Origin of the sequence: Enterobacter sp. PP-008-ECC_S150 (genome assembly GCF_045257065.1) — a bacterium.
GTDB classification, from domain to species: domain Bacteria; phylum Pseudomonadota; class Gammaproteobacteria; order Enterobacterales; family Enterobacteriaceae; genus Enterobacter; species Enterobacter chengduensis.
Genome location: NZ_JBJHHG010000003.1, coordinates 90356 through 103302, shown reverse-complemented (window position 1 = coordinate 103302; position 12947 = coordinate 90356). Strand labels below are relative to the sequence as shown.

Sequence of the window (12947 nt, the reverse complement as noted above, 5' to 3'; positions counted from 1 at the left end):
TTTGTGACTCTGCATCAAAAACAGGCAAGCAAAACGTTTCGATAAAAATAAAACATTCCTGGGTGCGTTTAGGTAGAGAATATATGCAGCACCTTGTCGCTTCGTTTATAAGGATAAATATTCACCAATTTTCAGTATCCTGAAAGAATGATTAACTGGTGCTAAAATATCTAGTGCATTAGTTAACTCTCGGACAGGTTCATCCAGGGCTTCATCTGCCAGTTCAAACACGCCCCAGTGAACGGGAAACGCCAGAGGGCACCCCAACTGCTGCCATAATGCCACCGCAGATTGCGGATCCATATGATGGATAGCCATGAACCATCGCGGGGCATAGGCGCCGATCGGTAACGCGGCAGCATCGATATGTCCCAGACGCTCGGGTATCAACAGCAGTTCAGGCGTATATCCCGTATCGCCGCTGAACCAGAAACGATGCTGTCGCCCTTCCATCACCCAGCCGCACCATAATGAGCGATTGCGGTTCCATGGCGTGCGCATACTCCAGTGCTGTGCCGGGACGGCGGTCAGCGTCATCCCCTGCCAGGTGAAACTCTGCCACCAGTCGAGCTCAATCACGCGTTTTGCTCCCCGACGGCGAAACCAGTCGGCAAGACCTAACGGTACAAAGAAACTGACGTCGGGAAAGCGTTTGAGGATACGGCGAATGGTCGCGTCATCGAGATGATCGTAATGATTATGAGAGATGACAACCGCATCAAGCTGGCGAAGTTGTTCGACGTACAGTGCGGGCGGCGTTTTGCGCTGTGGTGCCAGGAAAGGGAGCGGAGAAGCGCGACGTGAAAAAACCGGATCGGTAAGAAGAATATTGCCGTCCATCTGGAGCAACACGCTCGCGTGTCCCAGCCACCACACCCCATCGTCCTGAGGCTGCGTAAGCTCGACAGGTTGCCACCACTGGCGGATAAAGTCTGCATAGCCCAGCGCGGGTGGCTTCGGCAAACCGGCCTCTTTACGCGCTTTACGCCAGCGGTCCAGATCGCCGGGTTGATGGCCGACAGGGGCGGTATTACAAAAACCGTTTGGGGTGTGATGTTTCAGGGAGGGGTCATACCAGGGATTTTTCCAGACCACAGCCACCTCCCCGCATAAAATTAACGCTCAGCCACCAGGCGGATAAAGTCGTCTTCGTCTTTCATCTCTTCAGCGACCGCGTCTTTAGGCACGCTTTTCTCTTCTGGTTCGTTAGCCTCACACAGACGGCGTAGCAGCGCGTTCTGACGTTTTTGCTGATCGAGCAGCGCTTCCAGCAGTTCGATCTGCTCGTTGGTACGTGAACTGGCGCGGTTCACGAAGAACCAAATGACCAGCCCTACAAGCAGAACAACCAAAGAAATCATCAGGGATGCTATATTCAGCAGCCCTGAATTCAGTAACTCACCCATTTCACCACCTCAATAAAAACGTCTATTTTACCACTGGCGCGAAGGAAGGAAATCACCTTGAGAAAAAATGCGTGTTACCACGGAATAAACTTGTTAATCGCGCAAACGCCGCTAAAAAACTGTACATCCTGATCGCACATCACGTTGATCGTCTGCGTCCATAACACCACGCACGCTATCAGCACGATAATCAGAATTACCCAGCGTATTTTTTTCACTCCACACTCCGTCAAAAGATCTGATGCAAGAACGTTATCACGTTGACCTTAAACAAGGGCTAACTGCGCCTCCATCGCGTCTCTTTTCAGAATCCTGCACTTGTTTAACCGCCTGAACCGGTTACGCTAGCATTATGATAAAAACGAAAAAAGAGGTAATGATGCGATTCATCACTCGAACAATTATTGCACTGGCCCTTGTCTGGATTGGTCTTCTGCTAACGGGTTATGGCGTGCTGGTGGGAAGCACCGAAAACGCTGCTGGCTTAGGCATTCAGTGTAAATACTTAACAGCACAAGGAATGAGCTCTGCGCAATATCTGCATACCGACAGCGGGATCGTTGGCTTAACCCACTGCCCCGTGCTGCGTAAAACCTCCGTCGTCATTGATAATGGTTAATCTGCCGGGTAAGTGAAGGATAAAAAAACGCCGCAACGGATGCGGCGTTTTTTATACTAGAAAAATTAAAACGGATAGTCGTGATAACCCATCTGTTCAGAAATCTTACGCGCGGCTGTGTGCAGAATCGCCACATACTCGTACAGACGTTCTTCGGAGAAGCGTAAGGTTGGGAAAGAGATACTTAAGCCCGCGATCACCACGCCAAAACGGTCAAACACCGGAACGCCGATACAGCGCAGCCCCTCTTCCTGCTCTTCATTATCTTCGCCATAACCCTGCTCGCGTACGCGATCGAGCACCGTTAACAGCGCGTCGGTGCTGGTAATGGTTCGTGCAGTACTTTGCTTGTAGTCGACGCCTTCGAGGATCTGCTTCACTTCCTCACGATCGCGCCACGCCAGCAGCACCTTACCGATGGCGGTACTGTAGAGCGGGTTGCGACGACCAATCCGCGAATACATGCGCAGATTGTACATGGAGTCGATCTTATGGATGTAAACAATGCTGTCTTCATCCAGCGCGCCGAGATGGATGGTCTCTTTGGTCAGGCGAGAGATTTCGCGCATCTGAATATCGGCGCTGCGGATCAGGTCAACATTTTGCAGCGCCCTGGCACCCAGCTCAAACAACTTCAGCGTCAGAGAGTATTTTTCAGATTCGCCTTCCTGCGCAACGTAGCCCAGCGACTTCATGGTCTGCAAAAAGCGATAAACGGTGCTTTTTGACATCATCACGCGCTGCGATAACTCTGTAATACCTATTTCACGCTCTTCTCCCAGCGCCTGTAAGATGCCAAACACCTTCAGCACGGAAGAAACTGAATCTGGCTGTTTATCCAAATCCGCAATAGCCATTTACCACCTCATAGAGAGTGTTTTATAAAAATCAGAACCGGTTTTTATTATAAGTTCCCGTCATGTCACCTGCAATCAATCCGCGTTTACTTCGTTACAAATCTGCGACATATCACCGCTGTAACAGTGCTAAAATAGTTACCCTGAGAATAATTTCACGCTGAGCTTTTTTAATCCCAATGGAAAAGACCCTTTCCGATGGCCTGCCTTTACCCCAGCGGTATGGCGCTATAGCGACCATCATTATCGGTATCTCAATGGCCGTACTTGACGGCGCAATCGCGAACGTTGCCCTGCCAACCATCGCCAGCGACCTGCATGCCTCTCCCGCCAGCTCGATATGGATTGTTAACGCCTATCAGATTGCCATTGTGGTTTCCCTGCTCTCGTTCTCTTTTCTGGGCGATATGTTTGGCTACCGTCGGGTGTACCAGTGCGGTCTGGTGGTGTTTACCTTCACGTCCCTGCTTTGCGCCCTTTCAGATTCGCTGCATACCCTGACGCTGGCCCGCATCGCACAGGGTTTTGGCGGCGCGGCGCTCATGAGCGTAAACACGGCATTGATCCGCCTCATTTATCCGCAGCGTCATCTGGGGCGCGGCATGGGGATAAACTCGTTTATTGTCGCCGTCTCGTCCGCCGCCGGGCCAACCATTGCGGCAGCGATCCTTTCCGTTGCGTCATGGCAATGGCTGTTCGCCATTAACGTGCCGCTGGGTATCGTCGCCATCTTCTTTGCCCTGCGCTTTCTTCCTGCTAACGGCCCCAAAAGCACCATGCCGCGCTTCGATGTGGCGAGCGCGGTGATGAATGCCCTGACCTTTGGCCTGCTGATTACGGCGCTGAGCGGCTTTGCGCAGGGACAATCTCTGTTACTCACTGGCGCTGAGCTCATCGCCCTGCTGGCGATCGGCTTCTTCTTTGTTCGCCGCCAGCTCGCGCTCCCGGTGCCTTTACTGCCCGTTGACCTGCTGCGTATTCCCCTGTTTTCGCTCTCCATCTGCACGTCAGTCTGCTCGTTCTGCGCCCAGATGCTGGCTCTGGTTTCTCTGCCCTTCTTTCTGCAAGGCGTGATTGGCCGTTCAGAAGTGGAGACCGGCCTGCTGTTAACCCCCTGGCCGCTGGCGACCATGGTGATGGCGCCGCTGGCAGGTTACTTAATTGAACGCGTCCATGCCGGTTTACTCGGCGCGCTGGGGCTGGCGGTGATGGCGACAGGCCTGTTCGCGCTGGCATTGCTCCCGTCATCACCAACCGATCTGGACATCATCTGGCGCATGATCCTGTGCGGCGCGGGGTTTGGGCTATTCCAGTCACCCAATAACCACACCATTATCACCGCCGCGCCGCGTCATCGCAGCGGAGGTGCCAGCGGCATGCTCGGAACCGCGCGCCTCCTGGGACAAAGCAGCGGGGCGGCGCTGGTCGCCCTGATGTTTAACCTCGCCGGACAAAACGGCAACCATGTTGCGCTTCTGACCGCAGGTGCCCTTGCCTCCCTCGCCGCAATCGTCAGCGGCCTCCGCGTGACCCAGCCCAGAGTTCAGGCATAAAAAAAGCCGGGCGGAGTGAACTCCTGCCCGGCTTATGAATGTTCGTTGCGTTACTTCAGGTATTCCCCACTGCGCAGCGCTTCGATACGTTTATCCAGCGGCGGGTGAGACATAAACAGCTCGCTCAACGACTTGGATTTCCCGTTGATGCAGAAGGCCATCATGCTGTTCGCTTCCTGCGGCTCGTAGCTGGTTTTAAGACGCTGCAGCGCGGCAATCATCTTCTCACGCCCTACCAGCTTCGCCGAGCCGGCATCCGCGTGGAATTCACGGTGGCGGGAGAACCACATGGTGATGATGCTGGCCAGAATACCGAACACCAGTTCCAGAACCATCGACACGGCGAAATAGATCAGCGGGTTACCGTTGCTCTCTTCACCTTCGTCGCGGTTGCCGCCCATAAAGCCAGCCGCAATCTGCGCCAGGATACGGGAGATAAAGATCACGAAGGTGTTCACCACGCCCTGAATCAGGGTCATGGTCACCATGTCACCGTTAGCGATATGGCTGATTTCGTGGGCAATTACCGCTTCCGCTTCGTCACGGCTCATGTTTTGCAGCAGTCCGGTGCTGACGGCAACCAGGGATGCATCGCGACGCGCACCCGTGGCAAACGCGTTGATGTCCGGAGCATGGTAAATCGCCACCTGCGGCATGGCGATCCCGGCCTGACGGGATTGCTGAGCCACCGTATTCATCAGCCACTGTTCCATATCGTTACGCGGCTGTTCAATAACCTCACCGCCTACCGATTTCAGTGCCATCCACTTCGACATCAGCAGGGAGATGAACGAGCCACCAAAACCAAACAGCAGCGCCATAATCAACAGACCCTGAACGCTGCTCGACTGAATTCCTGTCAGGCTTAGCACGAGCCCGAAAACCACCATGACCGCCAGGTTGGTGAGCAGGAAGAGCGCGATTCGCATCATAATTTTCTTTTTACCTCAGTTTAACAAAACGCACTATGCGATTACCCACATCGTATGGGTATTGCGGCTATTTTCAAGCATCCGGCGGGCGTAAGTCACCAGAAAGACACAACTTTACACAATTGGAAATCTGGCTGACGGAAGGATAAAGAACAAAAAGAAACAGGCACAATCTCTTGTGCCTGTTGGGAGGTTATTTTGCCGGAGCGGGCTGTACGGCAGGTTTCTCTTTTTCCTGATTCGCCAGGTCGAGAGCGATATGCACCGTCTCGTCCAGGTACGGATCCGGCTCCTGGTAATCTTTTGGCAGATCGTCCAGTTTCTTGAGCAGAGGCTTACCTTCACGCTTGAAGCGATCGTTAATACGCGCCAGGCGGGTTGCATCGTCTTCGTTGTTCTCTTTCTCACGCTGCGCGTAGTTAAGAGACACGATATTCCGCTTATCCTTCAGGGCATTGAAACGTGCAATGTCCTTCATGATGTACTGGAACTCCGGATCTTTCGCGATGCGGTCGTTATGCGCTTTCAGCAGTTCAGGGCCAAATTGGGTCATATCCCCCGCTTTGACGTAGGTCGCGGCATTGATGCTGTCCCACGGCAAGGCGTTATCTTCAAACTTCTCGCCAGTTTCCGTCTCTTCCGTGCCTGTCGGCATCATGATGTCCGGCGTAACGCCCTTACGCTGCGTACTGCCGCCGTTCACGCGGTAGAATTTCTGAATGGTGTACTGAACCGAGCCCAGCGCAGGCCATTCCGGACGCAGCATCTGATCGTAAATACGATTCAGAGAGCGGTACTGCTGAACGGTGCCTTTCCCGAAGGTCGGCTCACCGACGATCAGCGCACGGCCGTAGTCCTGCATTGCCGCGGCGAAGATCTCAGACGCGGAGGCACTGAAGCGGTCAACCAGCACCACCAGCGGGCCTTTGTAGTAGACCACCCCGTCGTTGTCGGCATCTTCACGCACTTTACCGTTGTTATCGCGCACCTGAACCACCGGACCAGATGGGATGAACAGACCGGAGAGGGAAACCGCTTCCGTCAGCGCCCCGCCGCCGTTACTGCGCAGGTCGATGATGATGCTGCTGACGTTCTGCTTTTCAAGCTTCTGCAGCTGAACTTTGACATCGTCAGTCAGCCCAACGTAGAAGCCAGGAATATCCAGTACGCCCACCTTCTCTTTACCCACGGTTTTCACCGACATTTTCACCGCGCGGTCTTCCAGACGGATACGCTCGCGGGTCAGGGTAACGATACGGGTTTTGGTGCCTTTACCGGCTGGCAGAATTTCCAGACGAACCTTGCTGCCTTTCGGCCCTTTGATCAGCGCAACCACGTCATCGAGACGCCAGCCGATCACATCAACCATGCTCTTGCCGGTTTGTCCTACACCCACAATACGATCGCCTACGCTAATCGCTTTGCTTTTGGATGCCGGGCCACCCGCGACCATCGAATTGATCACCGTGTAATCATCGTCCATCTGCAGCACCGCGCCGATACCTTCCAGAGACAGGCTCATTTCGGTATTGAACTGTTCAGTGTTGCGCGGAGAGAGATAGTTGGTGTGCGGATCGATTTCGTGCGCAAAGGCCGTCATGGCCAGCGAGAAAACATCCTCACTGTTGGTCTGAGCCAGGCGACGAATGGCAAATTTGTAACGGCGCGTCAGCGTGTCACGGATCTCTTTTTCGTCTTTGCCGGTGAGCTTAAGGCTCAGCTCGTCATATTTAACCTTTCCGTCCCACAGCGCATTCAGCTCGGCTTCATCTTTCGGCCAGGGGGCTTTGCTGCGGTCCAGGTTATAGGTGTCGTTGCCGGTGAAGTCCATTGGACGTTCAAGCACTTTCAGCGCGTACTGATAGCGTTCAAAGCGGCGCTTTTGCGACAGGTTGTAGAGATCGTAGAACAGGTCCAGCTTGCCTGAACGCAACTCGTCACCCACTTCGGATTTGCGCTTCGCGAACTGCTCGACATCGCTGGCGAGCAAAACGTTATGGCTGTAATCCAGCAAGTTCAGATAGCGGTCAAAGATTTTGGCCAAAAAGGCCTGATCGAGATCGAACTGACGATAGTGCGAGCGGGTAAAACGTGAGGTCACGCGCTCGCTCACCGTCGCGTGCTGCGTCTCTTCCTTGAGTACCGGAATTTGATCAACACGCGTGATATCGTCCACTGCAAAAGCGTGACCTGTTATAGCAAACAGGCCCGCCAGCGCGGTGAGCTTAAAAAAAGTGTTCATGCCAGGCTTGGCCTCCGTTTCAGAACAACAAGTGTTCTGCGCGTACAATCATTGACATACCAGAAGTCAGCTGTACACGAACGCCATCTTTGGTGATTTCCAGTACGGTGGCGTCCATAGCATTGTTACCCGCTTTGACCTTCAGCGCCTGACCTACGCTCAGGGCGTTAATGTCAGAAACCGGAGTGTGGCGCGGCTCTTCACGAGGCGCACGCGGGGCTTTTGCTGCTGGTTTGTCTGCACGCGGTTTGCGATCGTTATTATCGTGACGACGCGGCGCAGGGCGTGGTTTACGCTCGCGGCGAGGCGCTTCTTCCTGGCCGTTTGCCGCGGCGGCTTCGCGTTTTTTCGCTTGCTGTTCTGCACGTTGTGCCTGAACGCGTGCTTTGGCTTCTTCAAGCTGCTTGCGCGCGTGCTCAACGTGCTGTTCGTCCAGCTCACCACACGGGTTGCCGTCGAGATCCACACGGGTCGCGCCAGGTTTGATACCGTACAGGTAGCGCCAGCTCGAAGTATAAAGACGTAAGGCGGAACGCAGCTGAGTTTTGCTGAGGTTCATTTCCCCTTCAACGCGGGCCACCAGATCCTGAAAAATACCGACTTTCAGGGGACGAGCTTCACCTTCCGCGCTGAAGCACTGCGGGAAACGCTCGGCCAGAAATGCGATAACTTCTTTACTGCTATTCAACTTAGGTTGATTTTCCATGAAATTTCCTGATTACAACGGACGTTGCCAACAAGCGCAGGCATGAACAGGCGTCATTATAATGACGCTATCAGTAAATGCTACGTTATCCGTTGATTATCCTGCGTCGCTCGCAAAGAATTTTTGATAATCGGTTGCCGCGAGGACGTTTTCCAGATTCGCCACCAGCTCGCGCAGCCCCTGTTCGTCCTCGCTTGTAAAGCGACTGAAGACCGTACTGTCGATGTCCAGAACGCCAATAATCTGATTTTTGACCACCAGCGGCAGAACGATTTCAGAGTTACTGGCGGCATCACAGGCAATGTGTCCGTCAAACGCGTGGACGTCCTCGACACGCTGTACCTGATTTTCTGCCACCGCCGTGCCGCATACGCCACGCCCTACCGGGATACGCACGCAGGCCAGTTTGCCCTGGAACGGACCGAGCACCAGCGTTTCACCTTCAAGAAGGTAAAAGCCTGCCCAGTTGACGTCAGAGAGACGTTCGAACAGCAATGCGCTACTATTTGCCAGAGTGGCTAAGAAGCTGGTCTCACCCGCCATCAATGCCTTAAAATCGCGGTTCAGATCCGCGTAGAATTCTGTTTTGTTCATTATTCAATCACTTAGTTGTCTTACAAAATTACCGCATAGCCTATTAAAATAAGCATTAAATGCGCTCATGCTCAAGATGAATCCGTTCATGAGTTATTATAACTTTCAACAATACTTATTTGTGCGCAGCTGATGGCCTTAAAAACAACCAAAATTACGCCGACAAGAAAGATAACTGTCCATGCGGTAAGCGAAGCTTTGCCACGTGCACATTATCAGCGTTGCCCCCAGTGCGATACGCTTTTTATGTTGCCGAAGATGAAATCGCACCAAAGTGCCTTTTGTCCCCGCTGCGACGCCAAAATTCGCGATGGCCGCGACTGGTCGCTAACCCGCCTTGCCGCCATGGCCGTCACCATGCTGCTGCTGATGCCCTTCGCCTGGAGCGAGCCGCTGCTGAAGCTCTACCTGCTCGGCGTGCGCATTGACGCCAACCTGCTGCAGGGGATCTGGCAGATGACCCGTCAGGGCGATCCGATTACCGCCGCCATGGTGCTGTTCTGCACCGTTGGCGCGCCGCTGGTGCTGGTCGCCGCCATTGCCTATCTCTGGTTTGGCAATATTCTCGGCATGAATCTTCGCCCGGTGCTGCTGATGCTGGATAAGCTTAAAGAGTGGGTGATGCTCGATATTTATCTGGTGGGCGTGGGCGTTGCGTCAATAAAAGTGCAGGATTATGCCTTCCTGCAGCCCGGTATCGGGCTCTTTGCCTTTATTTGCCTGGTGTTGCTAAGCATCCTGACGCTGATCCATCTGAACGTTGAGCAGCTCTGGGAGCGATTTTACCCTCAGCGCCCCGCGACGCGTCCCGATGAAAACCTGCGCGTCTGTCTGGGATGCCACTATACCGGCCTGCCGGACGCGCGTGGACGCTGCCCGCGGTGCCATATTCCGTTGAGGCTGCGGCGGAACAACAGCCTGCAAAAATGCTGGGCCGCGCTGATTGCCTCCCTGGTGTTTCTGCTCCCGGCCAATATGCTGCCGATCTCCATCATTTACGTGAATGGCGGGCGTCAGGAGGATACTATCCTCTCGGGGATTATCTCCCTTGCACACAGCAATGTCGGGGTGGCGGCAATTGTCTTTATCGCCAGTATCCTGGTTCCCTTTACCAAAGTGGTGGTGATGTTTACCCTGCTCATCAGCATTCACTTAAAGTGTGAACAGGGCTTACGAACCCGCATTTTGCTTCTGCGATTCGTCACCTGGATTGGCCGCTGGTCAATGTTAGATCTCTTCGTGATTTCGCTGATGATGTCGCTCATCAATCGCGATCAGTTACTTGCTTTTACAATGGGACCCGCGGCTTTTTATTTCGGCTCTGCGGTGATATTAACTATTCTTGCTGTGGAATGGCTGGATAGCCGCTTACTTTGGGATGCACATGAGTCAGGAAACCCCCGCTTCGCCGACTGAAGCGAGAATTAAAACAAAACGCCGCATTTCGCCATTCTGGCTGCTGCCCGTCATCGCCCTGATGATTGCGGGCTGGCTAATCTGGACCAGCTATGAAGATCGCGGGAGTACCGTTACCATTGATTTCCAGACCGCCGATGGCATCGTCGCCGGGCGAACGCCCGTTCGCTTCCAGGGGGTTGAAGTGGGTACGGTTCAGGACATCTCCCTTGGAAAAGGGCTGAACAAGATTCAGGTGCGGGTCAGTATCAAATCTGACATGCAGGATGCCCTGCGCAGCGAAACGCAGTTCTGGCTGGTGACGCCGAAAGCCTCTCTGGCCGGCGTCTCCGGGCTGGATGCCCTCGTGGGGGGTAACTATATTGGCATGATGCCGGGCAAAGGCGAGCCGCAGGATCACTTTGTTGCCCTGGATACACAGCCTAAGTACCGCCTCAATAACGGCGATTTAATGATCCATCTGCAGGCACCGGATCTCGGTTCCCTGAACAGTGGCTCGCTGGTCTATTTCCGCAAAATACCGGTGGGTCGCGTGTACGATTACGCGATCAATCCGAATAAACAGGGCGTCACCATCGACGTGCTGATCGAGCGTCGCTTCACCAATCTGGTCAAAAAAGGCAGCCGCTTCTGGAACGTGTCCGGCGTGGATGCCGACCTCAGCCTGAGCGGGGCGAAGGTGAAGCTGGAAAGCCTGGCCGCGCTGGTGAATGGTGCCATTGCCTTTGACTCTCCGGAAAACTCAAGCCCGGCCACCGCCGATGATACGTTTGGCCTGTACGCCGACCTGGCGCACAGCCAGCGCGGCGTGATCGTCAAGCTCGCCCTGCCCGATGCGAAGGGGCTGAAAGCCGGTTCAACGCCGCTGATGTATCAGGGTCTGCAGGTCGGTCAGCTCACTAAAATGACGCTCAATCCGGGCGGGTCGGTTACCGGCGAAATGACGGTCGATCCGAGCGTGGTCGATCTGCTGCGCGAGAAAACGCGCATCGAAATGCGCAGTCCAAAGATCTCCCTGAACGATACCAGCCTCAGCACGCTGCTGACCGGCAATACCTTTGAGCTGATCCCAGGTGAAGGTCAGCCCAGCAACAGCTTCGTGATTGCCCCGGCGGATAAAGCCCTGCTGCAAAAGCCTGGCGTGGTGACGGTCACGCTGAATGCGCCAGAAAGCTACGGCATCGAAGCCGGTCAGCCGTTGATTTTACACGGCGTGCAGGTGGGTCAGGTGCTGGAGCGTAAGCTTTCGGCAAATGGCGTGACCTTCTCGGTTGCCATCGATCCGCAGTACAGCGACCTGGTGCATGGCGACAGCAAATTCGTGGTGAACAGCCGCGTTGACGTAAAGGTGGGTCTGGACGGCGTGGAATTCCTCGGCGCCAGCGCCAGCGAATGGGTCAACGGCGGCATCCGCATTTTGCCGGGCGATAAAGGCCCCGTGCGCGACAGCTATCCGCTGTATGCCAACCTGGAGAAAGCGATTGAAAACAGCCTGAGCGATCTCCCTACCACCACGCTAACGTTAAGCGCTGAGACGCTGCCGGACGTCCAGGCGGGGTCCGTGGTGCTGTACCGCAAGTTTGAAGTCGGGGAAGTGATCGCCGTTCGCCCACGTGCGGAAGCGTTTGATATCGAACTGCACATCAAGCCGGAGTATCGCAAGCTGCTGACGCCAAACAGCGTCTTCTGGGCAGAAGGCGGCGCGAAGGTTCAGCTTAACGGTAACGGGCTGACCGTGCAGGCCTCCCCGCTCTCGCGCGCCCTGCGTGGGGCGATTAGCTTCGATAACCTCAGCGGCGCGGGTGCGAATCTGCGTAAAGGCGATAAGCGTATTCTCTTCCCGTCCGAAACCGCCGCACGCGCCGTCGGTGGGCAGATTACCCTGCACGCCTTTGATGCCGGCAAGCTGGCGGAAGGCATGCCAATCCGCTATCTGGGCATTGATATCGGGCAGATCCAGAAGCTGACGCTGATCACCGCGCGCAACGAGGTCCAGGCCACCGCCGTGCTCTACCCGGAATACGTGCAGACCTTTGCCCGCGCGGGTTCGCGCTTCTCGGTGGTCACGCCGCAGATTTCGGCCGCGGGCGTTGAGCATCTCGACACTATTTTGCAGCCGTACATTAACGTTGAGCCTGGCCAGGGCAATGCCCGTCGTGATTTCGAACTGCAGGAAGCCACGATCACCGACTCGCGCTACCTTGGCGGCCTGAGCATCGTCGTGGAGGTGCCGGAAGCGGGCTCGCTGAACATCGGCACGCCGGTCCTGTTCCGCGGCATTGAGGTGGGGACGGTCACCGGCCTGACGCTCGGCACGCTCTCCGACCGCGTAATGGTGGCACTGCGCATCAGCGAGCGTTACCAGCACCTGGTGCGTAATAACTCGGTATTCTGGCTGGCATCCGGCTATTCGCTGGACTTTGGCCTGACGGGGGGCGTGGTGAAAACCGGCACCTTTAACCAGTTCATTCGCGGCGGCATCGCGTTTGCCACGCCGCCGGGAACGCCGCTGGCGCCAAAAGCGCAGCCGGGTAAACACTTCCTGCTGCTTGAGAGCGAACCGAAAGAGTGGCGCGAATGGGGAACCGCCCTGCCGCGTTAATCTGACAGGCTCCGGTGTCA

12 protein-coding genes are annotated in these 12947 nt (G+C 55.1%); 4 read left to right on the top strand and 8 right to left on the bottom strand.

Going from position 1 to position 12947, the window contains the following annotated elements; translation table 11 throughout:
- Positions 1-105: 105 nt before the first annotated feature.
- The 3 genes from ACJBF3_RS04875 to mgrB form a co-directional block, all read right to left on the bottom strand.
- The gene (locus ACJBF3_RS04875) at positions 106-1095 is read right to left on the bottom strand and encodes an MBL fold metallo-hydrolase (protein WP_072265670.1); all 990 of its coding nucleotides are present in this window, start codon (positions 1093-1095) and stop codon (positions 106-108) included.
- A 20-nt stretch (positions 1096-1115) separates the two neighbouring features.
- Entirely contained in the window at positions 1116-1406 is a 291-nt protein-coding gene (locus tag ACJBF3_RS04870) for a YebO family protein (protein WP_045326699.1), read from the bottom strand.
- A gap of 74 nt (positions 1407-1480) precedes the next feature.
- Positions 1481-1624, bottom strand: coding sequence for a PhoP/PhoQ regulator MgrB (gene mgrB, locus ACJBF3_RS04865; protein ID WP_006175995.1), 144 nt, complete (start codon positions 1622-1624; stop codon positions 1481-1483).
- Positions 1625-1785: 161 nt separating this feature from the next.
- Between mgrB and ACJBF3_RS04860 the strand changes: the two genes are divergently transcribed.
- Positions 1786-2025, top strand: coding sequence for a YobH family protein (locus tag ACJBF3_RS04860; protein WP_045326862.1), 240 nt, complete (start codon positions 1786-1788; stop codon positions 2023-2025).
- Between the two features lie 65 nt (positions 2026-2090).
- On the opposite strand, the gene kdgR is transcribed toward ACJBF3_RS04860, so the two are convergent.
- On the bottom strand, positions 2091-2882 hold the full coding sequence (kdgR, locus tag ACJBF3_RS04855; RefSeq protein ID WP_045326700.1) for a DNA-binding transcriptional regulator KdgR: 792 nt from the start codon (positions 2880-2882) through the stop codon (positions 2091-2093).
- Positions 2883-3061: 179 nt separating this feature from the next.
- Between kdgR and ACJBF3_RS04850 the strand changes: the two genes are divergently transcribed.
- A complete protein-coding gene (locus tag ACJBF3_RS04850; protein ID WP_045326701.1) occupies positions 3062-4435 on the top strand; it encodes an MFS transporter in 1374 nt (457 codons plus the stop codon).
- A gap of 50 nt (positions 4436-4485) precedes the next feature.
- Here the strand turns inward: ACJBF3_RS04850 and htpX are convergent, their stop codons facing one another.
- The 4 genes from htpX to ACJBF3_RS04830 form a co-directional block, all read right to left on the bottom strand.
- Positions 4486-5367, bottom strand: a complete 882-nt coding sequence (gene htpX / locus ACJBF3_RS04845) for a protease HtpX (RefSeq protein WP_014884290.1) — start codon at positions 5365-5367, stop codon at positions 4486-4488.
- 193 nt (positions 5368-5560) lie between these two features.
- Positions 5561-7609: a carboxy terminal-processing peptidase gene (gene prc, locus ACJBF3_RS04840; RefSeq protein WP_047723360.1), complete on the bottom strand. Its 2049-nt coding sequence runs from the start codon at positions 7607-7609 to the stop codon at positions 5561-5563.
- 19 nt (positions 7610-7628) lie between these two features.
- Positions 7629-8315: an RNA chaperone ProQ gene (gene proQ, locus ACJBF3_RS04835; RefSeq protein ID WP_014884292.1), complete on the bottom strand. Its 687-nt coding sequence runs from the start codon at positions 8313-8315 to the stop codon at positions 7629-7631.
- A 96-nt stretch (positions 8316-8411) separates the two neighbouring features.
- Entirely contained in the window at positions 8412-8909 is a 498-nt protein-coding gene (locus tag ACJBF3_RS04830) for a GAF domain-containing protein (protein ID WP_045326703.1), read from the bottom strand.
- Positions 8910-9041: 132 nt separating this feature from the next.
- On the opposite strand from ACJBF3_RS04830, the gene yebS reads away from it, so the two are divergent.
- Together yebS and ACJBF3_RS04820 are read left to right on the top strand one after the other, a co-directional pair.
- Positions 9042-10325, top strand: a complete 1284-nt coding sequence (gene yebS, locus ACJBF3_RS04825; RefSeq protein ID WP_045326704.1) for a membrane integrity lipid transport subunit YebS — start codon at positions 9042-9044, stop codon at positions 10323-10325.
- A complete protein-coding gene (locus ACJBF3_RS04820) occupies positions 10294-12927 on the top strand; it encodes a PqiB family protein (RefSeq protein WP_045326705.1) in 2634 nt (877 codons plus the stop codon). The genes yebS and ACJBF3_RS04820 overlap by 32 nt, the downstream gene beginning before the upstream one ends.
- Positions 12928-12947: the final 20 nt, after the last annotated feature.